The following is a 24,323-nucleotide window of genomic DNA, read 5'->3' as shown; positions in this document are numbered from 1 at the left end:
CAACTTGCTATCACCTTCGGTATACACGTTTTCAACGTCTATTAATTATGAAAATTAATCCTGTTCCCATTTTCATCAAGTAAATCAAATACATCGATCAAGGTTTTTAGGTTCTGGTTTTTCATATAAACCTCTATGTACTTTTGTTGCTGTTCAGATATTATTTTCCTTGGTTTATTGTTTTTATTATCTAAAAAGTAATCTGCGATGTCGTAACCCTTTTGCCTATGCTTATCAGTTCCTTTTCGTTCAAGTAAATCTGATATAGCTATATCAAAACCTTTTTTTTCGAACATCTTCTGTTTTAAATACCATTGTTCAAATGGACTATTGGAGTTTTCTTTCACACCTAAATCTGGATAAAGGATTATTTTCCTCCCTATTATTGGTTTCAATTTATTCTCTGTTAGCCCACCCAGACTTCCAGTTGCTAACCATAAATACTTATCAAAGAGTAAGCTCATAATACAAGCAGTTTTCTCTGATTCGACTATAGCTATAATTTTTTGAGAATGATTAAGGAGATGAAGACCAAATAGACATTGCCTTAAATGAAAGCTATTGATTTTTCTATTTTTTATTTGAATGGCGTGTACCCAATTGATGTATTTCGTACGCTTCCCTGTTTGGGTATAGCTGATAATTTTTCCACCTCTAATTTTTTCCTCCTCATCAATTTGCCAAAAAATTGTTGCATTGTGCCAATTAGAAGCAGTTCCTACTTTATAATCCTTTAGCATTTTAGCTACTTTTAATTGGTCAAATGTTCTGTGCAAAAATTGAATAAGATTATTTTTCCCATTATTAATCAATGTGCGTTCAAGTTCTCTAGAGTTGTGAAATGATGTCCTCAGTTCTAATTTAGGATCAACAACTCTATTCTCTAAAATTGGAAAATAAGGCTCACTAAGATCTTTAAAATAATATTTTGGTGGATAGTGATAAGCACAATTCAATTCCCTATCGCATCTACCGACTAGGTGCGATAAATATTCGTTCGTTTCAGAATCAACATATCTTACGAACCTTTTTTTATAACATCTAGGGCAAATGTGTTTAATCGATTTTTTTTCTAGAGTATATTTATACATAGTAAGTTGCATTTTCCTCATTTTCTGCATTATTCAATAATAGCACGAGTTACAAATAGTTTATAGTTGCATTTTCTCTGCATTTTGATTGCACTTTCAAAAGTTGGGTTTTTTAATTTTTATTACGATTGTGCATTTTATGCACGAATATTGCATTTTATAAAAGCTTTATTTAGTTGTAATTCAACACTTTAAATTAGAAAGTGAAGAAAATGAGGAAAATGCAGTCACAGTATCTTTTCATAATTACCGTGAGATACTCTTTTAAATAACTTTCTGTCGTTCAAATAGGTTTTAAATTGTCTCTCACTAATCCTAGGTTTACCATCAACTTTTTTGCATGCTATTTTTAGACCGGCTTGAGTGGTGAAGTTTTTTGGAAGTTCTGCTAAAATGATTTTCTGAAGTTCAGTTAAGGATTCCAAATAATTTTTTTTGGTAATTTCACTTCGCACCTTTATGGCATTATGATAAAAATATTCGAATAAACGTATCGCTCCTTTGACAGCAAACAATTGCACTTCGTTTTTAGTTTTTTTATCTGAAGCGTAATGAATTAGCTGAAGTATTAGCGCAAATCGAATTACATATTCCTGAAGCTTTACTTCTATGCTCCTTTCGTAATCAAATAAATATTCATCTGGCCGATTATTCTGCCAATTAAATAGGTGTTTCTCAGCACTCTCTTCGATGGGAATAATATTTGCTTGGCCATTCTCATTATTTTTTAGATCAATTAGATTTGATATTATCGTAAAATAGTTTTGTAAAATATTCTCATCCACTTTATCTATGTTCCACTTTATAGTCTTTTGATTTTCTGGATATGCAAAGAGTAAACGATCCATAAAACCGTTAGCACTTCTACCTTCTTTTGCAAATTCTTTGAGAACTGCAATTTGTGTGCTTCCAATTACTCCAACAAAAGGATCTTCAATGCGTAGGTTCTTGCCAGATGCCCTGTCAGTTGATATTGTAGTTCCGCTCCACAGGCTCAAATAAATTTCTGCTTCACCAGAATTATTATACCTATTAAAATTTTTTATCCATCCGTGGAGTTCGTCTACATATATATATAGACCTCTCTTGTTATAGAAATGGGATAGAATTAATGCTTCTAATGTATAATCACTGATTAAGAACTTTTCTAGAAACGGTTTTTTTAGTTTCTTTTGTCCTGATTCTAGGCTATCTTCATAGTTCAGGACCTCTTGTTCGTATCTGTAAAAAAGTTCGCTCTCCCTTATGTGTATGGGTTTGAAACAAAAGTTTAAAGCATGGCTTTTAGAATCTCCTGGCCGCCCAACTATCACGGTAAATAGATTACTCTTTACGTTCCATCCCTCTTTTACTTTAACTTTATGAGAAATACCGATTGCAGCTGAAGAAGCTGATAGAATTCCCGCTCCCAAATAGTCAATAGAAAATTGATATTTATTAGAAGCCTCAAAAATTATTTCCTGTAATACTTTAGGAAAAATATCAAAGGGAAATTGATTTTCATTTTTCTCGGTTAAATTTAAAAAATCACTTTCTAAGTCAAGACGATCAATTGTATTTTTACTAAATTCGTTTTCAGACAAATTATTCGAGCCTCTTATACTTCTCAGGGTATGGGAGGCTTCTTGTTTTTCAGCTCCCATTATCTCTTATATTTAATAGATTTGACATCGTTTAAGGAATCGAATAACTCCTTATGAGGTATGAGTATTCTCCTACCTATGAAAGTGGCACTAATCGTTCCCCTGTCAATATGGTTGCGTACTGTTTGCCGATCTACTTTGAGTAGATCTGCTGCTTCGTTCAATGTATAAAGTTTGTTGGATAGATCTTCATCGGGCTTTTTTAGTAGTTGAGTAACTAAGTTTTTGATCTCAGATAATTCGCCTTGGATACTTTCAAATGGATTATTCATAATTGCAGTTTTATAGATTATCACTGCAAATGAATGGTAATGAAGTGGGTAGTATTAATTCGAATTAATACCTATTTATACCTTATTCTGAAGTAGTATCAAATTGAGATAAATATTGGTAACATTCTTCATTATCTCTAAAACAATTTAATTTGATAAGTGCTTGAACAACATTAGTATTAGATTTACAATACTTTTCTAGATCTTTCTCTCTACCGATCTCTTTGTATTTATTGCTAAATGAGCCTGAATTTAAATTCTCCTTTGATGCTGTGTAATCATAAAAATCCTGAACACGAGCGAACCGAGAAGTGTCTGAATGCGGATTTTCATTTTTGTCAAACTTATTAATGATGTGATACTTAAGCGCAATTACGGCAAGTTCGGAATAAGGTTTTCTTCCAGGCTTTTTGAAAAAATCGTTTTCTTTTTCTCCGTCTAAACTCGATAATTTAACTTCATCGTGAACTATTTTATCTCGGATCCTATTACTCAAGATTGCTTGATACAGCATCATTTCCATATCTTTCAGGATTTTACTTTTTTCAATGGCGTAATCCTTTTTAGCAATACCCTCAAGATTACCTCTTTTTACACGAACGTTACCATTGTCATAAATAAATTCTAAATATGAAATTATCAATTGAACGATGTTTAATTTGAGAATAGATTCATTATGATGCTTTCTTATTAAATCAAGAAAATCTTGATAAAAGGGATATTGTTCTGTTAACTGCTTTATGTGAAGTTTGTTTTCAGCAATTATCTTCTTAGTTATTATCGGAGAATCTTGAATCCGAAAGTGGGCTCGATCGTAATTTTCAGACCAATAATTGATTTCCCTTTGCTCTCTAGATATTCTGAGATTTTCTTTCAATTTATTTAACTCCATACATTTTTCATAAAATTGATTCTATGTTCTTGATTTGGCCTATAGTAATTATTGAAAACCTCTATACTTTTATGACCGGTATAACTCATAATAACCTTATCGGGAACTCCTTCATTTTTCATAATGGTAATAAATGATCTTCTGGCTGTATGCGAACTGATTCTGTCTGCATATGTGGACTCGGTTTCTACAATATCGTTTCCATAACGCATCGTTTTTTTTATGACTTGATCATATTCCATTTCCTCAAACAACTCCTTTAGATAATCATTAAACTTTTGATTTGAGATTCTAGGAAGCTCGTAGTCGTATTTTTCTAAAATCTCCTTAGAATATTTATTGATAGGTATTGATAGCTTTTTTGATCTATCCTTACCGTCAATGACATTAATAAAACCGTCACTGATATCATTTTTCTTCACCTTAGAATAGTTTGAATAGCGCATCCCAGTGCAGCAACCAAAAACGAATAAATCACGAACTCTCTTTAATTTCTCGTTCTTTTTAAGATCAAACTGATAAATCTCGTCTACCTGGTCTTTGGTAAGCGCAATTTCATCTGTCTTGAAACGCTTGATATTCTTAAATGATTTAAACTCTTCGTTATAGGTATATTTGTTTGCAATAGACCAATTCATAAAAGTTTTAAAGAGGCCGATATTTCTACTCAACGTATTTGCAGAATGGTTCTTCGTTTTTACACTATAGTGAATAAATGCATTGTAGAAATCTTTATTGATGGTATTAAATCTAAGATTGTAAGATTTATGCGCCTGGAAATCTTCTAGTAAAGTTTTGTTATACTCATAACGCTTGATCGTTGTCTCTGTATTGGCTTGATCAGAATTATCATTTCTTTTATCCTCTAAGAACAATTCATATACTTTGAAAAAATCATTAGCATTTTTACTGACCTTTTTAAACTCCGTATTGAATTCGTCCTTTACCATTTCAATCGTCAGATTCTCATTTATCGTTTTGTATCTGCTAATCAACTCGATAAAAAAATTAGAGTATCTGGATAACTGTATTTCTATAGCTCTTCGAATCTCAGCATCTTTTCTTCTTCCCGATAAATTTGCTGGACGCTTATTTTTAAAATCCCAATCTCTAGGATGTATTTTTTCTCCAGTAGAATAGACAAAGGTCTTACCTTCGTTCTTAAATGAAGCTGTAAAGTAGATAAGAGATTCCTTGTCTATGTTTGGGTATTTAAGCCTAAAAGAATAATTCATTTATGATTTAAAGGTGTCGAATTAGGTGTTATAAATGGTATGTTTTATCACTAAAACAAAGATATGATTAAATATAAAATTACTGTAAATATCTGAAAAATAGGGCTATTATAAATATGGATGCAAAAGAATTATATTAGGTTCAAAACCCTCTTTCTCCGCAACAAAAACCCCGTTATCTTTTGGATAACGGGGTTTTGCTTTTATATGATCTTTGGATTTTCGCGTCAGATGTTATTAAAGAGAAAGTCAACCCTTGAGAAATTTTCAAGAATAGATGTTTTATCTTAAAAAGATAGGCGCATAAATTTCCATTTCTGAACATTGGAAATCATGTTATTACTAGCTAGAATATACTATTCTGCGAAAATGAACAGTAAAGGATTTTTTCTGATATGAACTACTTCCCTAAACTTGCTAATTTCATAACAACATCCAGACATTGATTAGAAAATTATACAAATGCTTAGATTGCCAAATCAGGTTGTTCTAAGTCGAAGCATTTATCGTAGTAAGGCTTTAGTTAGAATAGCGTACCTGATAGAAACTAGATTACTTATCACGTGTTTAGGTAAACGCCGGGTAGGGATTAGTGAATGAGGTCACTTGAACTAAGACTTTTCGACAGAATTGCTCGAAGTCAATTTACCCTGAATTATAATTTCAAGATTTAATTTTGATTCAAAACTTATATATAATAAAAAAACCTCCTTTTCAGGAGGTTTTTAGTTTACTTTTTTGATTCTGCAACAGAGACTTTACGAAATTCTTTTAGAAGTTTTTCTAATTCTAAAGATGCTTTTCTTGCTCTGGTACCAGCACTTTTATTACCACTCTCTAATTGAGTATTGGCCTCTGTCTGGAATGATTCAAATGTTGACTGAATGTTTTCAACTAGTTCTTTCATTTTTGATGTTTTTAGGTTAATGTGCGAAAATAGAAGATTTTTCCGGGATGCGGACTTCTTCCTGCATTTTTCGTAGCATCATTGGGTGATTGTTGAAGCTCATTTAAATCTGATGATTTGAAAAGCCTCTTTATATTTAGTCAATATTAGATTTCTAGTTTTGATATAATCATGAACTTTAGTGGCTAAACCCTGGTCCTCTGGAATACATGCGGCAGTATTTTTTAAAGCCCTGAAAATAATTTAGTATGATATTAACAAGGGAGTGCACGGGACATTTTATTTTTATTTAAAATTTAAACATGCCAAACTTTGCAGATATTAATTCAGGTTGTCTAAAGATGCCAGAAGATTCACGGCATTTTCCAGCAACTGCAATGCAATTACTTCATGAACAATCATTGCTGCAAATTAATCTTCCGAAGAAATTTCGGGTAAATGCTGAACGCATACCTATTTATGAAACACTAAGTAAGATTGGCAAATGCAATCTATCTGCAGGGCGTATTTATGAAGGTCATTTAAACGCCATCAAACTAATTAAGGATCATGGATCTGAGTCGCAAAAAGAATATTTTTTCCAGGAGGCCAGAATTGGAAGATTATTTAGCGTATGGAATACAGAAATGAGTTCTGAAGCCCTTACAGCACAAGTAAGTTATAGCAAGCTTAAGCTGAATGGAGCAAAAACTTTTTGTTCAGGAGGATTACAGATTGATCATGCGATCATAACTGCTGAAGTTGATGAGGATAAACAGATGTTGATCCTTCCGCTTAAGGAATATCCGAAACTAATCGAGGACTGGTCCCTGTGGAATCCCATGGGAATGAAAAACTCGGTAAGCTGCCGAATTGATTTTTCCGGCTTAGAAGTGTCAAGCGACCTGAAGCTAGGTAAATTAAATGTTTACCAGCAACAGCCATGGTTCTCGGGTGGCGCCATGCGTTTTGCAGCGGTCCAATTCGGCGGGGCAGAGGCATTGATGCTTTCCGCGATCGATCACCTGAATGCACAAAATAAATCCAGTGACCCGTATCAACAACAGCGTATGGGTACCATGGCGATACTGATTGAATCTGGGAAGTTCTGGTTACAAAAGGCTCAAAAAATAGATGATAATCAGAAAAATTATACTTCAGCTGAAATTGTGAATTTTGCAGATATGATGCGTAGCGCTATTTTAAATATTTCCGAAGAAATTTTACAGCTAACCGAACGTTCCATTGGCGTCCAGGGTTTTATGGAAAATCATCCTATGGAGCAGGTTTACAGGGATCTCAAAGTATATCTCAAACAACCAGGACCAGATCTTGCGCTCAAAAATGTAGGCGCTTATACTTTTGATTATTATAAGAAATGAAAAATACCAGGGAACACATTGAGAAAGCCCCGTTTTTGAATATAGAAGGACTCCATAGGGATCTGGGAAAAGTGATCATTGTAGCTCCACATCCCGATGATGAAAGCCTTGGTTGCGGAGGATTAATCGCTCATTTAGCTACTCAGAATGCAGAAGTATCCGTACTGTTTCTTACAAATGGTGATGCTTCGCATCCTAATTCCAGTAAATTTCCACAAAACAAACTTGGGAAGTTACGAAAGTCTGAAGCCATCAATGCTTGTAAGATTTTAGGAGTAAAGGAAAAAAATCTCATATTTCTAAATGCTAGTGATGGGAAATTAGCTGAAAAGTTTAAAAATGATGATTCGGTCGTAAATGAATTAAAAGAACTCTTTCAGCAGAAGGAACCGGACACAATTTTTGCACCCTGGCGTAGAGACCATCATATTGATCATATTGCTGCTTACAACCTGATTAACAAAGCAGCGGAGAGCCTGGAAAGCACAATAGTTGAATATCCAATCTGGCTCTGGAAAAAGGGAGAATCTGCCGACTGGCCCGCTGAAGATGAGGTCCTGACTTTCAGATTAAAGATCGATTCCGTAAAAGAAATCAAGAAAGCAGCGATTCAGGCACATATAAGTCAGACTACAAATTTGATCGATGATGATCCTGAAGGTTTTATTCTTACAGAAGATCTTATGCAGCCTTTTATAGGGAATTATGAATATTTCTTTTTTCCAGCCAAATATAAACCTGCAGTTAATGAAACCTATTTTGCGAACTTATATGCAGATAACGAAGATCCATGGGATTTTGAAACTAGCAGTTACGAGCAGGAAAAATATCGTAAAACAATTGCATCGGTCTTAGGTAAGTCATTCGAGAATGCTCTGGAAATTGGATGTTCCAACGGAGTTTTTACCAAATTACTAGCTCCAAAATGCAAGAATCTACTTGCTGTCGATCTTAGTCAGGAATCCTTAAAGTCGGCTATAAAAAGGTGTGCTTCGTTTTCGCAATGTAAGTTCATGCAATGGGATGTTAGTAATGGTCTGCCAGGAAGTAATTATGACGCTATCTTTTTTTCTGAAGTAGGTTATTATTTCGATCTGAACAGATTAGGTAAACTATTTAAAGATATTACGGACTCTTTGCAGTCAGGTGGAATTTTAGTCATGGTCCACTGGACGGCATACGTTAGATCATATCCACTTACAGGACAACAGGTACATGATCACTTCAGAAAAAATTACATTGATCGTTTTAAACTGCTTAATTCTGAGCGAGCTGAACTGTATATTTTGGAAGTCTGGGAAAAGACAGAAAAGTGATCTTCTAGTTCGTGAATAGCTTCAGCTATATTAATATTAGGATGGGCAGCATTCCATGGAGAATGATCCTCCAAAAAATTTTCAAGGTAAATGACCAATGAATTACTACTGTGGTGTTTTTCAATTAAAGATCTCAGCATTTGTTTCTGAATTTTCAACCGGTGACCGATAGAATTCAGAAGTTCTTCAAAAGGCTGGGAATAATATTGTCTTATTTCAGCAAAGGCCGTGAAGCGTTCTCTTAGTTTAGCATAGCCTTCGACATTTTCAGTTTTAGAAGCCGACCAGTTCTGGATCTGGGAACCAAAACCTCCCGGAACTCTGGAAGAGCTGCGGCAGGAAGTTGTAACCATAGGCTCCATCGCATGTTTAACTGCATAACCAGAGCTTATCACTTTCTGGTACAATGCGATATCTTCCAGGCAGGCGATAGGAGGAATGCCTCCAATATTTTTATAAACTAAATTTCGAACCGCCATGTTAGGTCCTGAATTATGGGAATGCCTCGGCCAGGGATCAGATTGCTGTGGGTATATTTCACTCTCAAGTCTGCTAACCAGGTCAAGATAATGCCTGTTTTCAAAAAGATTCTTCTTTGCTTTCGTATTCAAACCTTTCATGTCTGGTATGATCTGTCCGCATACAAGGTCTACAGGTTCAGTTTGAAGTTTCAAAAATGAATGGAGCCAATTCTTATCTGCTATGGTATCCGCATCGGTCATGATAATAAAACCGTTGTCGGTAAGTCTTTCGCTGGCAAGATCCATTAAAACTTTCCTCGCAGCACCAACATTATTGTTCGCTGGATTGTTTGTTACATATATATAAAACGGAAATTCTGGATTGAGCTCCTGAAAAACTTTACATAGCTCTACAGTATCATCATTACAATTATTACACAAAACTAGAACTTCATATAACTGAGTAGGAACGGCTTTATCTCCTGAAAGCTGATTTGCCAATGCCGTTAAGGTCTTCCAGATAGTCTGGGCTTCGTTCCTGGCAGGAATACAGACACTTAACTCGATGTCTGACGATACCGAGGGCGTTTGGTTACCATAAGCCTTTAGCTCCGCAACAATTTTTGCTATGGATTCAATATTCACTGAAAGTTTTTACCCGAAAAATACTCAATTGTTCTGCTGAATTAATAGAGCTTATAATGAAATTAACAAATGCAAGGGTTAGAGATTGTAGAAGAATTTAGGTACAGAATTCGAAATTGAAATTGATTTTTAAAACAATACATTGTTATACTATGTATTTTGTTAACTGGATCAAAAACTCAAAGATTTTTATCCTGAAATTACTAATTCTGAAGTGATCACAATCAAAAATATGCTTAACCATAGCAGTGGCATTCATGACTTTACAAGAAATGGAGATTATTTAATGTGGAATCAGGTACAACAACATAAGGATAGCATGCTCAAACGAATATCCAGTTACTCTAGTGACTTTGATCCAGCTACAGAAAGTGAGTACAGTAATTCTAATTTTGTGCTACTTACCTATATCCTGGAAGATGTTTACGAGAAAAGCTTTAAAGACTTACTCTACGAGAAAATTACGGGTCCATTAGGTTTAAAAAATACTACCTATGGTAATAGAATAGATCCACTCAATAATGAAGCGTATTCATATTCGTATCTGGGAAAATGGACAAAGTCTGCAGAAACCGACATGTCTATTCCGCAAGGCGCTGGAGCTATAGTATCAACCCCCACAGATTTAAACATATTTCTTAAGATTCTTTTCAAGAACGAAATAATTTCAGAAGAGAGTTTGAAGCAAATGAAAACTATAGAAAATGGATTTGGTTTGGGACTATTACGATTCCCTTATATTAATAAATGGAGTTTTGGTCATACTGGTGGTATCGATGGTTTCGAAGCGGTCTCCAGCTACTTTCCGGAAGATAAGCTGGCTATTAGTCTTCTTTCCAATGGGGTAAATTTTAATAAAAATGATATACTTCTGGCAGTACTGGGAAGCTTTTATGGAGATGAATTTAAGTTACCAGAATTCCGAAAAATAGATTTAAAGTCCAGTGAGCTTGAACCGTTCGTTGGTACTTATTCAAGTGAACAAATACCACCCAAAATCACCATTTCTATGGAAGAGAATACCTTACTGGCGCAAGCTACGGGACAAACTGCATTTCCATTGGAAGCGGTATCGAAAAATATTTTCGTTTATGATAAAGTGGGTGTGGAAATAGAGTTTAAAGCTGAAACTGAAGAAATGATTTTAAAACAAGCAGGCCAGGAATTTATATTTATCAAAGAGTAGCATTAGCGAATGATCTTTACCGCAACTGCCATAGCTAAGAGAAAAATTTATAGTGTACTCTCCGTAAAATAAAGCCATCAAAAAAGCAAAAACCCTGATCTGGAAATCAGGGTTTTTGCTTTTTGTCTTACTTGATTAAATGATGATTATTTCCAAAAATCTACTAAGGCCTTTGCTGTTGGTTCTGCAGATAATGGATTTTGTCCGGTAATCAATAATCCATCAACCTCTACATGTGAAAGGAAGGGAGCGCTTGCATTATGATATTCTCCTCCCAGTTCTTTCAGTCGGTTCTCAAGTGTGTATGGAATATTGTCCATTTTAAGCGACATTTTTTCTTCAAGATTTGAATAGCCGGTCACTCTCTTTCCTTTCAGTAAGTCAGGTTCAATTTCAGCAGCTTTGATTAGTGCCGCGGGTCCATGACAAACTGAAGCTACCGGTTTGTTACTTTCAATAAACTCCAGGATCAATTTCCCGCTATCATGATTAGTGGCAAGATCGAACATGGGGCCGTGCCCACCTGGAAAAAATAAAGTATCATAATTTTCTGCGGAAACCTCAGACAGAAGTTTTGCATTATTTAATGCATTTTTAGCCAATTCATCGTCTTGAAATCTTCGATTGGAACTAGTAATATGTTCGGTTAGCTCACTCATTGGATCAATTGGCGGCTTGCCACCCATAGGACTGGCGATCTCTATTGAATAACCTTCATCTTTAAAAACATAATATGGATCTGTAAATTCTCCAATCCATAAACCAGTGGTGCTGTCGGTATTTTCCAATGCCTTATGAGATGTCACCACCATTAATATCTTTTTCATAACGAGATTTTTTTGATTTAATTGAAATTACCAAAAGCCCCCGAAATTGAAGTTTTCAGTATCATAAATCATTTATAAATTTTCAGAATCCTAATTTTAAATCAGCCAAACGATAGATATTTTTTTTACAGCAGAAATATTATTTAGCACCAATTCTCTGATTTGGCAGCCCGAAGCTAGTTTGAACTATCCTTAAGTAGAAGATTAATATTCTCAAGTATGTCTTCGAATCTGGAAATATCTTTATCCAGCACTGTCCTTATCTTTTCTTTCATCCTTAGAATATTTCCAGAATTATCATCAGCTCTTTCCAGGTATACAGTTCTAAAATATTTGATCTGGTTAGTGATATAGTCACGGTAATCTCCAAAAAAATTTGAATCAACCAGCAACTGATTGAAGTGTTCTAGATTTGCCGATTCATTTTTTGCATAATAGCGGTTTAAAGCAACTAGATTCACTTTCTCCAGAAATTTATCATTCAGGGAAACTGAAAGGACAGGGTCGACCACTTTGTCCAGATCCAGTGATTCTCTAAACTCCCGAAGATCTGTAATCGCGTGATGTATGGAAGATTTTAATCCGGGTAGGGAAGATTTGAAGAATCGATGTGCATCTGTGGCTTTATCATCTCGCTGCACCTTGTAGAGCCAGAATGCGATGATAAAGCCGAACAAGGTCAATAAAACTGCCGTGCCATCCATAAGCATAGACCATTGATTTGGGTCCAGGCTCCATTTTTTGGATAAGATATAATACTGCTCTTTCTGTCGAATCACTACTGAATTTTAATTGTTTCAACTTTTAATATATACATTATTCAGAATTAATAGAGGTTCCCATGTCCAGTATTATTTCTCAAAACAACTTCTTCCGAAGTATAAATAGTTAGACGAATTAGATCAGCTGAAGTGCAAGTTAATGTAATGATAATTAACGTTTTGTAATAAGATCTGCAGCTACTTTTACTTTTTGTTTTAACGACTTCAATTAACGATCAAATTATCTAAATATACTATGGAAACTATCATAAAACGCTCACCAGGAATGGGTTGCATCATAGATGAAGGGCTTACTACCTTTCGCGTGTGGGCTCCAAATGCCGATAAAATATTCGTTACGGGAACCTTTAATGACTGGAATGCCGATGACCTGGAACTTGAACATGAAGAAAATGGTTACTGGGCTGGCACGACCGATAAGGCAAAGCAAGGCGATGAGTACAAATACGTCATCCACAATAATGGTGAAACCTTCTACCGCAATGATCCCTATGCTTTTGAGCTTACCAACAGCGATGGTAATTCTGTAATTCGAGATCTCAACTTTGATTTTGGCGATGATCAATACCAGTTGCCTTCCTTCAATCAATTAGTAATTTATGAACTACACGTAGGAACTTTCAATAGGAAATCGGCAGATACTGTTGGAACTTTCGAAAATGTTATCGAGAAACTGGATTATTTGAAAAATTTGGGAATTAATTGTATAGAACTACTTCCGGTAGCTGAGTTCCCCGGCGGAGAATCCTGGGGTTATAACCCGGCGCATCCTTTCGCCATAGAACAGGATTATGGTGGTCCAAACGGACTGGCAAATCTGGTAAAAGCTGCTCACCAGCATGGAATTGGAGTGATTATGGATGTTGTCTACAACCATTTTGGCCCTTCAGATATGGATCTCTGGCAGTTTGATGGCTGGTCGCAAAACGACAAAGGTGGTATTTATTTCTATAACGACCATCGAAGCAAGACTCCCTGGGGTGACACTCGTCCTGACTATGGTAGGGAAGAGGTAAGACAGTATTTAAGAGACAATGCCCTCATGTGGATTGAGAAATATCGTTGTGATGGATTGCGCATGGATGCGACTTCCTATATTCGTTTTGAAGGTGGAGGTCTGGGTGAAGACACTGCTATTGAAGAAGGAAATCAAATGATGCGCGAGATCAATGCTGAAATTCAGGAGAAATATCCTCATATTATTACTATTGCTGAAGATCTAAAAGGTCATGATATGGTAACCGATACGATCGAAAATGGCGGAATTGGTTATGGTTCCCAATGGGATATGAATTTTGTACACCCGGTACGTGAAGTACTTACCGATACACATGATGATAGCAGGGATCTGGAAAAGATCGCTGGTGCATTGCAGTTCGTGCAAAGCAACGACGCTTTCAAAAGGATCATTTATACTGAATCTCATGATGAAGTCGCCAATGGAAAAGCAAGGGTGCCTGAAGAGGTTCAGCCCGGTGATGCCGAAAGTGCATTCGCTAAAAAGCGAGCTCTGCTGGGGATAGTACTAACTCTTACTACTCCAGGCATTCCAATGTTATTTCAGGGTCAGGAGTTTATGGAAGATTCTTATTTCCAGGATACGGTGGAGCTTAACTGGGAGAAATTAGAAAAACACCAGGGGATTTCCAGATTGGTTAGTAACCTTATTAAAATAAGAACAGGAGAAATTGAAGGCTATGAAGGTTTAAGACAACAGGCTATTGAAATCATACACTTAAATAATGATTCTAAAGTTCTGGCATATCTTCGAGGCGAAGAGAACTCCAAAGTTTTAATAGTTATAAACTTCAGTAATAAAGATTATACCGAATACAACCTGGATCTTGCGGAGCAGTCTAACTGGAAACTGCGTTTAAACACGGTGGCTAAAGAGTATGATGATGATTTTTCAGAAATGGAAGTTGATGATCCGGAAATACATATGGAGAGTAAAGAAGAAGCGAACACGGGAACTTTTGAAATCCCGGGATACTCTGCACTCATCTTTATTCACGAATAGATTATAAATTCAATATTCCCGCCAATTGGCGGGAATTTTAATTATCTGAGGATGTTTTATTTTTCAACTCACGGTTCCATAATCGAAAACGTGTTCTTAGCTTTCGTTCTTTCTCTTCATCACTTTCTTTATTCTGAATTAGCTGAAGGTAAAACTTCGCTCCTGCCTCTTTGTAGGTTTCTTTTTCAGGTAATTGAAGTCCGTCATTGGACTTCAAATTTTTCCAGGGTAGGGAAAGCCAGATATCAAAATATTCATCCAGCTTAAATTCTCCTTCAGCATACAACTGCAAAGCTGAAGATTGTATCTGTGTTCTTGGAACTATTACTACGCCGTTTTCAATCCTGAAAGTTTGAGTTATTGGTCTGAACCGCAGCTTTTCAAAACGTTCTTCTTTCATTAGAACGACCGACTCCAGAACTGGCTTAAAATCGTATAGTTCCAGATCTTGCAGGTCAAATACTATGCTGCCGTTCAGTGAGTTGATATCTATGTTGCCGTTTGACAATAACTTAGTTCTGGCATCAATTTTCAGATTAAGTTTACCTGCAATTTTTTCAGCAGAACTTAATTCTTCCATATTCAGATAGTCAAGATCTGCTATAAGCTTCTGAATATCTACAGCATTTATCTCTGTCATCAAATGTACTGGAAGCACTTCCGAAGAATCAACGCTGGCGAGTAGTTCAACCTCAATTGAGCCTTGTTGGTAACTAAAGTTCGTATTGTTCAGTTTAAAATTGCCTTCAGGGTCAAAACTCAACTTGGCATTAAAATCTGAAACTCCCAGCCCTTCAAGTATAACGCTGTCCAGGGCGACACTGGCGGTTGGAAAATAAGAGTCATTAATATTCCTAAGAATTTCCTTGAGATTAGTGACCTTAAATTCAGATTTAGTCTTCTTCTTTCTCTTTGAGGAATCGGAACCAATAAATTCAGCAATATCCTTACTATCCAGATAGGGCGATCTAATCATGAAATTAGAAGTATGGGCAAGTTCCAATTGTTCGTTATTAATAAAATTCGAAAAATGATCGATAGTACCAGTGATATCGATCGAACTTTTACCAGGTAGATCCACATCGAGTCGATCAAGAGTTGCAAGATCATTTTTAATGATCAAATGCAGACTATCTACGGGGATTTCAAGGTCTGTTTCATTGATCCTGACCAGGGTAGCACCAAGTTTAAGGTCTCCTTCCGCATTAGAATTAAGAATACTAAGATCCTGTGCCTGTCCCTGGTAACTTCCGGTAAACTCAAAATCACCAGAATTTAGTTCAAAGTTTACAGTATTTAAAAGCTCGTTAAGATCTTTGGATTTTCCGTTCATGGCTAGCGAAAACTGGAAGTCAAAGGGATTTTCATTTTCAGTATTAATGACTGGCTCCTTTGCAGTGATAGAGCCCTGAATATTGGCGCGGGTCTCTTTAAATTTTAGATTGAGATCATCAAGCTTGAGGATCGAGTCATTTTCGAAATTCACGAATGCCTTAAGACCTTCAGAAATAAGATCATTGAATTTTACTGAGTCTAACTCAACCTGGACCTTTGGATGAAACTTATAAATATCCTGGAATATATTTGAAACATGTGTATTCTTGTTAATATCCTTCAAACTGTCTCGCTCCATTTCAGCAATAGATTCCAACCACTGGTCAACATCAATATAGTTTGCATCCAGTTTTACAGCAATACTCCCGGTATCGGTATCTTTCTCCAGCAAAAAAGAAGCAAAATCTGTGATCTTACTCTGTAGATAAATTGGGTGATGACCAATAGTTTCCAATGCAAATCGATCGATCTGAATATCGCTTTTCTCAATACCTACATGTAGGGTATCCATGGCAAATTTCATTTCAGCCTCTGGATAGTAAAACTCTGTGCCAGATAACTGTAGATCACCTTCAGCATTTCTCAGCAACTGATCGAAATACTGAACGTTGCCCGTAAATTTACCTTGAAAGGCAAAATCGCCCTTCCGTAAAGAAACCAGTTTAATATTGAAAAGATCCTGGAAAACTCTGATAGAACCTTTCGAATCTGCAGTTACATTTATAAAAATAGGCTCGCGGTTATTCTCTTTGACCTTTGGAACCCAAACACTTCCTGAAAGTAAAGTTTCGGCATCCTGATAATCGAACTGAAGTTGATCGAACTGTATAACTTCAGAATTCTTTAAATGTACCCGAGCTTTTAAATTTTGAAATAAGTTATCCTGGTAGATCACAGAATTTATATTCAGCTGAAAGCCAGGTTGAAACTTTTTATAGATCGTCGCCAGTGTTTGATGCAATGTCTTTAAATTATCCTGATCACCTTTATTTTCTGAAGTGAATTTAGTTGCCGTATTGATGAGGTCATCAAGATTAAGAGCATCTGAGTTCAAAATAAGACTGGCCTCTGCAGGGTTTGAAGGGTTCGAAGCCATAAGTGCTGAAACATTCTTTACATTTCCTCGAAAATTCAAACTTTCCCCATTGGGAAGGTCGATCTGTAATTGCCTGAGAATCGAATTGTTGTTATCCAGTTTCAGATCAAGACGCCGCAGTGGCAGCTGTACATTATTTTCCTTTAATGCCACCCGCGTATTTCCCATAGTAAATGTGCCTTTGGCAGCATTAAGAATCATGTATGGGTCATCAATATTGCCATCTATTGTAGCATCCAGAGAAAACTGTCCGCCTTCAAAACTGAAGTTCTCATGATCAAGAGCCCTGGCCATGGTTTCATTAGAACCGTTGACCTGTATATTGGCCTTAACCTGGTTTCGTAGGTTCGCCGTAGACTGGTAATAACTCTCCTGAGCACTTACCTGTATATCTTCCAGATTCGCTGAAAAATCTTTGAAATAAAGCTTGATATCTCGCTTGCCGGGTTGTTCTGCCAGAGAGTCTGTCGAATTTAGATTGTTCGTGAGAATTCCGTGAGATTCTACATTTTCAAGTTCAAGCTCTTCGAATAGTTGAAGCTTGTTATTATTCGTACTGAAGTCGACATGAATAAAAGGAACGTCTCCGTATGCAAATTTTCCTTTTAGTTTTAAATTGGTGGCGATGGGATCCTGAAGCTGGTATGGTTTTACCTTAGCGGCCAGTGAATCTGCCAGAAACTGCTGGATCTTTTTAAAATCTGTTACCTCATTTTTTAAACTGAATTCGTATTCTGTAAGTTTATTAAACACGAATTGAGCTTCTGCTTCAAAATACTGATCATCCAGCTGAAGTTCAAAAGCTGGTAAACTCAGCGTATTACTGGATTTTTTCAGTTCAAATTCCGGGCTTCCCGTGGCCAGGGCTCCATTGATAAAACTACCTTTTCGGGTATTGAATCCAAGATCGTTGATAAAAACCTCGTAGGTAATATTTCCGCTGATGATTTCGTCACCTGATCTAATTTGTCCAGAAACATTTTCTGCAACAAGATCGAAGTACTTATGAAGTATTTTATTTTCAGCGATAAAGTGAACGTTCTGCAGCTGGAAATTTGTTTTATCAGGGTGAACCCAGGAGGGAAGATCAAATCCGCTGTTCTGTTCGAGCTGCTTTTTTAGCTTCAGTTCAATATATTCCTGGAGATTTTTTTCCGTAAGAACTTGTGTATGAACACTCGCATCTCTAATCTTGATATTACGAAACTGAATATTTCCCCGCATCAGGTCTTTTGCGGCAATATTCACATCTGCTCTCGCCAGCTTAATGATGGTTCTCTTATCCAGAATCGTATCGAAACTACTTTGTTTGACATCCTCTATACTGAAACCAACATTTGGAAAACCGGTGATAAAATTTGCATTTACCTCTCCAATTTCCAGAGTCCCGTTACTATTTGCTTCATACCATATTTGAAGCTCATCTATCAAAAGGTCCCGACTAAACCATCCCAATGTAAAAAGAAATAGGGGCGCAAGAAACAGCAGACCTAATGCAATAAGAATGCGTTTGATCCAATTAGGCTTTTTTCTCTTTTTTTTCTTGCTGGTATTATCCACAGATTTGGTTAAGCTCTTTCCAGGTTAATCAGGTGAAATCTTAGTGATCCAAAATACATTAAAAATGAATTGGTTCCACATTTTCATATGAAACCAATATTAGGATATAATAAATAAAATTCTTAGCGTATTTCCTTCAGAATAAGCACTGGTAATTTTGGATCAAAATCTATATCCTCAATAGCTGCTTTATTAAATATCTTTCCGAAGAATCCTTGTTTTCTTTGATACAAGGCAAGAAAATCACTTTCCCTGCTTTCAATAAATAAATGCACTCCGGTTGTAGGACTGGTTTTGGTAAGCATATGATAACTGGTATTTACCTTGGCCAGTTGCTTCAACAGGTCTTCTTTATTCTTCTCCTGATCGGTTGAGAGTGCTTTCCCTTCCGTATTGATATAGAGTACTCTAATGGAACATTCTGTATTTTGAGCAAGTTCTATGAGATGTTCCAGTTCGCTTGGCTTAAACGGCTTGCGTAAATTTGTTGGAAACACGATCTCCAGATTAGGGTCGATCGCAGTTTCATACTTCTCCGGGATGACCAGCACTGGGCATTCTTTGATCTTTTCAGTTATCTTGGAGATCTTGTTATTCTCTGCAGTATTGATTCCCGCAGTATCGCCGGGTGAACCTACAATGATCATATCGATCCCAAGCTTATTCACCTGCTCCTGTATTCCCTCAACCAGACTGCCATCAAAACTTATCTGTTCAAATTGATGTTTTTGATTCTCTTTTCTAAAATTCAAGCCCTGCATGATCCTTGCAAGTCCTTTTTCAGAAACAGATGCATTGGTTTCTTCATCATCTTCCTTGTGGATGGACATCGCTTCACTTAATGAACCGCGAGAGCTATAAACGTTAATTAGATAGAAAGTGCATGGAAATTTCTTGAACAGCTTCATGGCAAAAATCAATGCGCTCCATGAATGTTTGGTGAAATTGGTAGGGACTAGGATCTTCTTTTCCATAAATAATGTGTGTAGTAGACAGTTTCAGTAAATATAATTAAACTCCGCGGCATGAAATTCAGCTTTGCAGTCACTTTGTGATAAAACCTGCTGAAAACAGGAAAAATCATCTCAATCGTTGCTTTTGTGTTAATCATTTAACCAATAGTGTCGATTCCCGTAAAACCCTGACTTACAATTTGTCGTAAATATATTGAGACTAAAAAGAAGGAGGTTTATATGGAGAAATAAATTTCAAAACTATGGTTCAATTTTTAATTTTTAATCATTGAATTAGCCTAAGACAAAGCCGGAGAGTCCGGCTTTTCTCTTTCAACTTATTTCCAGGCTACTATATCCCTGTCCATTTCTTGTTAATTTTATTTGCGTGGAAATTCTCTCTTTTAATGAATCAACGTGACTTATAATTCCAATGGTCTTGGAACTTTCGGCCTTCAACCTTTCCAGCGTATCCAGGGTTTGATCCAGTGTTTCAGGATCCAGCGTTCCAAAACCTTCATCGATAAACAGACTGTTAATTTCTACATTTTTAGAAGCAAGGTCAGACAATGCCAGCGCCATGCTCAGGCTGAGTATAAAAGTTTCTCCGCCAGACAGCGTTTTGACAGATCTTCGCTGACCACCCATATGCTGATCTATTGCTACGAGTCCGTCGTCTTCCTGTACTTCAGGTTTATCGATAAGATAGCGATCATTTAGATCTTTTAAACGAACGTTAGCAAGGCTGAGTAATCTGGATAACGTAAGATCCTGGGCGAAATCGTTGAATTTTTTCCCTTTGGAATCTCCAATAAGCTCGTTAAGAATACGCCATCTTTTACTCTGCTTTTCCTTTTCTGAAATTTCCTCTTGGAGTTTGGTTTTACGATTGATATTATCCTCGTAATTTTTAAGGATCCTATCGATTTCCTTACAAGCAGTATCCATGTTAGCTAGTTCAGTTGTCTTCTCTTTCAACTGTTCTTCGAGTATCGAACGCTCTTGTTCAGGTTCGATTTTTTTCAGTTTTGATAGCTGTTCCAGAAGTGTTTTGCCAGAAGCATGAGCACTGGTTAATTGATTGGCGATCTGCTGTTTTTCTCTTCTAAAGTTGCTGGCTTCAGATTCGCTCAATAAAAAATTCCTCGCAGTTTCAATACTTTCAAAATCATGCACTAAGCAGAAGGCTTTGAGTTCGCCTTCTATATTCTCCTGCTTTTCAATGATTTTGGTGTATTGTGATGAAATTGTTTTCAGTTGCTCTGTAAGGCTATCTCTTTCCTGTAGAAGTCTGATCCAGTTTGTATGCAGTTGCTGTACATCATTTTGAATATTCGATCCTGAGTAAAGGTTATCTATCTGTAATTTCAGATTTTTACCAGCATCAATGATTTCCTGAATTTCATCCACGATAGGCAGAGCATTCCTGTAAGAATTGCTAAGACGCGAAGACCTTTCCATTTTTGCCAGATCCCGGGATTTCTCTTCCAGACTGTTTTCATATTTCTGAAATTCTTCCTTAGTCTTTAAATTGCTGAATTCTTCATAATTTGTACTTAAGCGCTGAATTTGCTCTTTTTCCTTTAGCTGAAGTGCTTTCAACTTTTCAGAATATTCACTGAAATTTTTCCTGATATTTTCCAGTTTAGATTCTTCCCGCATAAGTAATTCCCGGGAACTCTCGTAGCTCTTTGTAAGGCTGGCAATTTCAGTTTCCAGAACTGAAGCACTTCCCCCATTTTCTTCGGCAAGAGGATGCTCTGTTGCTCCACAGAGAGGGCATGGCTTTCCATCTACCAGATTCTTTCTGTGTTCCTCCAGGCTCGCACGTAACTTTAAATTTTCAAGGCTAAGCTGCTTGTTTGCCAGATCCGACTTCAATAAGGCAGTGTCTTTGGATAGTTTATTAATCTTTTCAGGTGCAGAATTAAGCTCAGGTTCCAGAAGTTTCAGCTGCTCCAGTACCGCGCCAGACTCCTTTCTGCTATCCTGAAGCTCCATGAAATAACGGTAGGCATCCCGCGATCGTTTCTGAAATACTCGTAGCTTTTCCATTTCTTCGGAAATATCCTCGATTGCCGCAATTTGATGTTTCTGAAGTAGCCTCTCTAATTCCGAAGAAATAGAATTGAAAGCAGTATTGAGTTTGGATTTTAACTCAGCGGCATCATCACTCACTGAAATTTCCATATCTCTTAATTCGGTCCTTAACTGCTCCTTTCTGGTAGTGTAAAGAGAAAGTTTATCTGCTCTTTTCTGTTGTAGATCCAGCACTCGTTGTCTAAAATCGAATATGCCTTTTTCCAGATTTTCTTCTGAAAGTTTTGATCCTGTAAGAGCTGAAGCATTTTCCAACAGCTCTTCAATATTCTTCTTTGTAGAAATGAGCTTATTGGAGAGCCTGGACTTTTCAGCTTCCAGTTCTTTTATTCTAGCAGTGTTTTGAGACCATTCCCGAAAGCTTTCAGCTTTGGGTTCGATCTTCTCATGCAATTTTAAACGTTTTCCCTGTTCCTTTTCGAAATCTTCTAGTTGTGATTTAGCTTTTTCTTCCGAAGATTTTAAAATAGAAAGTTGCGATTCCAGGTCTGAGACAGATTTTTTAAGCTCAATAGCTTTTTTTATACTTTCTATCTCAGATCTCCAATTTTCACATGTCTGCGATTTTTCCTTTAGATCCTGCTGTTTCTCGGTAAAAACTTCATCACTAAGCAAATTTTGATCTATGATCCTGATCTCGTTCTGCTGCTGAATGATCTCCTGGCTGGCTTCCTTATTCTTTTCAAAAGCTCTAATTCCAAGCTGTCGATAGATACCGGTTCCAGTGATCTTCTCCAGTAATTCACCTCGTTCATCCTTCTTTGCCCTCAGGAATTGGGCAAATTCACCCTGAGCCAACAGAACAGCTTTTATGAACTGGTCGTAATTAAGCCCGATCAATTCCTCATTCTTACCTGGAATTAGCGACTTTTTTAGGTCAATTAATTTGCCAGATTGATGATCATGAAGTTCCATTTCATAATCATTCAGATTGTTGTTTCGGTTAATTTCAATGGTCCATTGGGAACTGTAGATCCCAGAATTACAGCTATAGGTAATGCGGGCCATCGCATTTTTCTGATTCCGGGTAAGGATCGCTCCTTTGGTGGCGATCTCGTTTTTGGTGATCTTTCCCAATCTAGGCACATGATTAAACAATGCCAGAGAAATAACATCGAGAATACTGCTTTTCCCGCTACCTGTTGGACCTGTGATTGCAAAGAGCGAATTGGTGGTAAAAGGTTCTTTGGTAAAATCGATACTATGAGATCCCTTGAGGGAATTGATATTTTCGAATTCTATTTTTAAGATCTTCATTTAAATGCCAGTATTTCCAGATTGAACATCTTCCAGGATTTCATCAAAAGCAGCCATGATCTCATTTTGATCGTCTTTAGAGTATTGGTGAGTAGCTATTAATTCAGCAAAAACATCTTTAGGCTTCAGGTCTTCCAATTGCTGATCCTCGTCATACAACTGGGAACTACCTTCTATCTGGTTTTTAAACTGAACACGCTGTTTTACGATCTCGAAACCATCGGTTTGAAATTGATCTACTAACTGGTCCAGCGCATAGACTTTCTGTGCGTCATACTGTTCTTCTACAAGATCTACCTCTATTAAAGATTTTAAACTGGAGTTATGATCCAGTGAATTAAGTTTTAATTCCAGTTCGCTAAGATTTCCACTCAACTTTATAAGCTTCCTGAAACTTGGAATCGCAATGCTATCTGGTTCGTAACTGTCATCGGTATCCAATAACAGGATTCTTTTTTCATCGGCTCTCTCACTAAAACTAAGCGGAAATGGAGATCCACTATAGAAAACAGGTTTTTCTGCAGATACTCTTTGAGGTTTGTGAATATGTCCCAGTGCGAGATACTCATAATAACTACCAAATTGTGAAGCCCGGAAAGCAGCAAGATTACCAATTTGAATGTCTCGTTCACTTTCTGAAGATTCAATTCCGGCGGTAAATAAATGTCCCATGGCAATTGCAGGAATTCCCGGGTATTTTTGTTGGCAAATAGCTGCAGCTTCCGTAAAGACTCTTTCAATTCCCAGTCTAATCGCTTCAATTCTATCTTCGTGATTTGAAGCCTGCTCTCCGCTTCTAAGATCGGCATCGCGTAAGTAGGGGATTGCTGCGACCACCAGTTCTGTTTCTCCGCTTTTATTCTTTAACGGAATGATCACTTCATTCAGATCTTGCGGGAGACCTCCAATTACACTAAGATCTAAGGCTCGCATAATTTCTTGTGGAGCGTCCAGCATTGCCGGAGAATCATGGTTCCCACCGGTGGCAATAATCTTACAATTCAGTTTTTGTAAGCGAATGAGTGCGCGATAATATTGTCTGCGAGCTTCAGAAGACGGGTTCGCCAGATCAAAAATATCTCCGGAGATCAAGAGCAGGTCGACATTTTCAACTTCTATAAACTTGGTGAGCCAGTTGATAAATAGATCGAAGTCTTCACTAAGATCATGCTTATGTAGTTTCTTTCCAATATGCCAGTCGGCAGTATGAACTATTTTCATGCAAAAATTTTATAATGCTAAAGTAAGCTGCACCTGTGACAGAACTTGTCGTCGCAAGTGAGGAGTTGTTGAATTTCAGGTAAGAAATTCGCGAAATCAAGATAGTGAAATTTGAGTTTCAGGAAAGCCGGAAGCATTTAAAATAGCAGGTTTTTACCAACAA

General features: G+C 36.7%; 17 protein-coding genes. 4 read left to right on the top strand and 13 right to left on the bottom strand.

Going from position 1 to position 24,323, the window contains the following annotated elements:
• Positions 1-41 precede the first annotated feature (41 nt).
• The 6 genes from JM79_RS11660 to JM79_RS11635 all read right to left on the bottom strand — a co-directional run bounded on the left by JM79_RS11660 (position 42) and on the right by JM79_RS11635 (position 6,040).
• Positions 42-1,091, bottom strand: a complete 1,050-nt coding sequence (locus tag JM79_RS11660; protein ID WP_185739491.1) for a DUF6371 domain-containing protein — start codon at positions 1,089-1,091, stop codon at positions 42-44.
• Between the two features lie 227 nt (positions 1,092-1,318).
• Entirely contained in the window at positions 1,319-2,734 is a 1,416-nt protein-coding gene (locus tag JM79_RS11655; RefSeq protein ID WP_141878313.1) for a DUF3987 domain-containing protein, read from the bottom strand.
• Positions 2,734-3,006: a helix-turn-helix domain-containing protein gene (locus tag JM79_RS11650; RefSeq protein WP_141878312.1), complete on the bottom strand. Its 273-nt coding sequence runs from the start codon at positions 3,004-3,006 to the stop codon at positions 2,734-2,736. Before JM79_RS11650 ends, JM79_RS11655 begins: the two co-directional genes overlap by 1 nt.
• An 82-nt stretch (positions 3,007-3,088) precedes the next feature.
• The gene (locus JM79_RS11645) at positions 3,089-3,898 is read right to left on the bottom strand and encodes a hypothetical protein (RefSeq protein ID WP_141878311.1); all 810 of its coding nucleotides are present in this window, start codon (positions 3,896-3,898) and stop codon (positions 3,089-3,091) included.
• The gene (locus JM79_RS11640) at positions 3,889-5,133 is read right to left on the bottom strand and encodes a tyrosine-type recombinase/integrase (RefSeq protein WP_141878310.1); all 1,245 of its coding nucleotides are present in this window, start codon (positions 5,131-5,133) and stop codon (positions 3,889-3,891) included. Before JM79_RS11640 ends, JM79_RS11645 begins: the two co-directional genes overlap by 10 nt.
• A 730-nt stretch (positions 5,134-5,863) precedes the next feature.
• Complete coding sequence (locus tag JM79_RS11635; RefSeq protein WP_141878309.1) at positions 5,864-6,040, bottom strand: histone H1; 177 nt, start codon at positions 6,038-6,040, stop codon at positions 5,864-5,866.
• A gap of 302 nt (positions 6,041-6,342) precedes the next feature.
• Between JM79_RS11635 and JM79_RS11630 the strand changes: the two genes are divergently transcribed.
• Both JM79_RS11630 and JM79_RS11625 read left to right on the top strand, forming a co-directional pair.
• Positions 6,343-7,401 carry an acyl-CoA dehydrogenase family protein gene (locus JM79_RS11630; RefSeq protein WP_141878308.1) on the top strand — a complete coding sequence of 353 codons (1,059 nt, stop codon included), beginning with the start codon at positions 6,343-6,345 and terminating at the stop codon, positions 7,399-7,401.
• The gene (locus JM79_RS11625) at positions 7,398-8,717 is read left to right on the top strand and encodes a bifunctional PIG-L family deacetylase/class I SAM-dependent methyltransferase (RefSeq protein WP_141878307.1); all 1,320 of its coding nucleotides are present in this window, start codon (positions 7,398-7,400) and stop codon (positions 8,715-8,717) included. The genes JM79_RS11630 and JM79_RS11625 overlap by 4 nt, the downstream gene beginning before the upstream one ends.
• Here JM79_RS11625 and JM79_RS11620 read toward each other — a convergent pair.
• Positions 8,636-9,823 carry a glycosyltransferase family 2 protein gene (locus JM79_RS11620; protein WP_141878306.1) on the bottom strand — a complete coding sequence of 396 codons (1,188 nt, stop codon included), beginning with the start codon at positions 9,821-9,823 and terminating at the stop codon, positions 8,636-8,638. The genes JM79_RS11625 and JM79_RS11620 overlap by 82 nt on opposite strands.
• Before the next feature lie 166 nt (positions 9,824-9,989).
• On the opposite strand from JM79_RS11620, the gene JM79_RS11615 reads away from it, so the two are divergent.
• A complete protein-coding gene (locus JM79_RS11615) occupies positions 9,990-11,009 on the top strand; it encodes a serine hydrolase domain-containing protein (protein ID WP_141878305.1) in 1,020 nt (339 codons plus the stop codon).
• A 146-nt stretch (positions 11,010-11,155) separates the two neighbouring features.
• Here the strand turns inward: JM79_RS11615 and JM79_RS11610 are convergent, their stop codons facing one another.
• Both JM79_RS11610 and JM79_RS11605 read right to left on the bottom strand, forming a co-directional pair.
• Entirely contained in the window at positions 11,156-11,836 is a 681-nt protein-coding gene (locus JM79_RS11610) for a type 1 glutamine amidotransferase domain-containing protein (RefSeq protein ID WP_221625451.1), read from the bottom strand.
• Between the two features lie 176 nt (positions 11,837-12,012).
• Entirely contained in the window at positions 12,013-12,615 is a 603-nt protein-coding gene (locus JM79_RS11605) for a hypothetical protein (RefSeq protein ID WP_141878304.1), read from the bottom strand.
• Positions 12,616-12,853: 238 nt separating this feature from the next.
• Between JM79_RS11605 and JM79_RS11600 the strand changes: the two genes are divergently transcribed.
• Positions 12,854-14,638, top strand: a complete 1,785-nt coding sequence (locus tag JM79_RS11600; RefSeq protein WP_141878303.1) for an alpha-amylase family glycosyl hydrolase — start codon at positions 12,854-12,856, stop codon at positions 14,636-14,638.
• A 37-nt stretch (positions 14,639-14,675) separates the two neighbouring features.
• Here JM79_RS11600 and JM79_RS11595 read toward each other — a convergent pair whose 3' ends face one another.
• From JM79_RS11595 to sbcD, 4 genes are all read right to left on the bottom strand, one after another.
• Positions 14,676-18,629 carry an AsmA-like C-terminal region-containing protein gene (locus JM79_RS11595; protein WP_141878302.1) on the bottom strand — a complete coding sequence of 1,318 codons (3,954 nt, stop codon included), beginning with the start codon at positions 18,627-18,629 and terminating at the stop codon, positions 14,676-14,678.
• Positions 18,630-18,751: 122 nt separating this feature from the next.
• On the bottom strand, positions 18,752-19,603 hold the full coding sequence (locus JM79_RS11590; RefSeq protein ID WP_141878301.1) for a universal stress protein: 852 nt from the start codon (positions 19,601-19,603) through the stop codon (positions 18,752-18,754).
• Positions 19,604-19,915: 312 nt separating this feature from the next.
• The gene (locus tag JM79_RS11585) at positions 19,916-22,939 is read right to left on the bottom strand and encodes an AAA family ATPase (RefSeq protein ID WP_141878300.1); all 3,024 of its coding nucleotides are present in this window, start codon (positions 22,937-22,939) and stop codon (positions 19,916-19,918) included.
• Positions 22,940-24,160, bottom strand: coding sequence for an exonuclease subunit SbcD (gene sbcD, locus JM79_RS11580; RefSeq protein ID WP_141878299.1), 1,221 nt, complete (start codon positions 24,158-24,160; stop codon positions 22,940-22,942).
• Positions 24,161-24,323 lie beyond the last annotated feature (163 nt).

The organism is Gramella sp. Hel_I_59 (assembly GCF_006714895.1).
Taxonomy (GTDB): domain Bacteria; phylum Bacteroidota; class Bacteroidia; order Flavobacteriales; family Flavobacteriaceae; genus Christiangramia.
Note: the sequence above shows the minus strand (reverse complement) of the source record. Positions and strands in the feature narration are given on the sequence as shown.

Excerpts from the sequence above, each read along its gene's own strand:
- JM79_RS11660 (WP_185739491.1), bottom strand. The coding sequence starts at position 1,091 with ATGTATAAATATACTCTAGAAAAAAAATCGATTAAACACATTTGCCCT.
- JM79_RS11655 (WP_141878313.1), bottom strand. The coding sequence starts at position 2,734 with ATGGGAGCTGAAAAACAAGAAGCCTCCCATACCCTGAGAAGTATAAGA.
- JM79_RS11650 (WP_141878312.1), bottom strand. The coding sequence starts at position 3,006 with ATGAATAATCCATTTGAAAGTATCCAAGGCGAATTATCTGAGATCAAA.
- JM79_RS11645 (WP_141878311.1), bottom strand. The coding sequence starts at position 3,898 with ATGGAGTTAAATAAATTGAAAGAAAATCTCAGAATATCTAGAGAGCAA.
- JM79_RS11640 (WP_141878310.1), bottom strand. The coding sequence starts at position 5,133 with ATGAATTATTCTTTTAGGCTTAAATACCCAAACATAGACAAGGAATCT.
- JM79_RS11635 (WP_141878309.1), bottom strand. The coding sequence starts at position 6,040 with ATGAAAGAACTAGTTGAAAACATTCAGTCAACATTTGAATCATTCCAG.
- JM79_RS11630 (WP_141878308.1), top strand. The coding sequence starts at position 6,343 with ATGCCAAACTTTGCAGATATTAATTCAGGTTGTCTAAAGATGCCAGAA.
- JM79_RS11625 (WP_141878307.1), top strand. The coding sequence starts at position 7,398 with ATGAAAAATACCAGGGAACACATTGAGAAAGCCCCGTTTTTGAATATA.
- JM79_RS11610 (WP_221625451.1), bottom strand. The coding sequence starts at position 11,836 with ATGAAAAAGATATTAATGGTGGTGACATCTCATAAGGCATTGGAAAAT.
- JM79_RS11600 (WP_141878303.1), top strand. The coding sequence starts at position 12,854 with ATGGAAACTATCATAAAACGCTCACCAGGAATGGGTTGCATCATAGAT.
- JM79_RS11590 (WP_141878301.1), bottom strand. The coding sequence starts at position 19,603 with ATGGAAAAGAAGATCCTAGTCCCTACCAATTTCACCAAACATTCATGG.
- JM79_RS11585 (WP_141878300.1), bottom strand. The coding sequence starts at position 22,939 with ATGAAGATCTTAAAAATAGAATTCGAAAATATCAATTCCCTCAAGGGA.
- sbcD (WP_141878299.1), bottom strand. The coding sequence starts at position 24,160 with ATGAAAATAGTTCATACTGCCGACTGGCATATTGGAAAGAAACTACAT.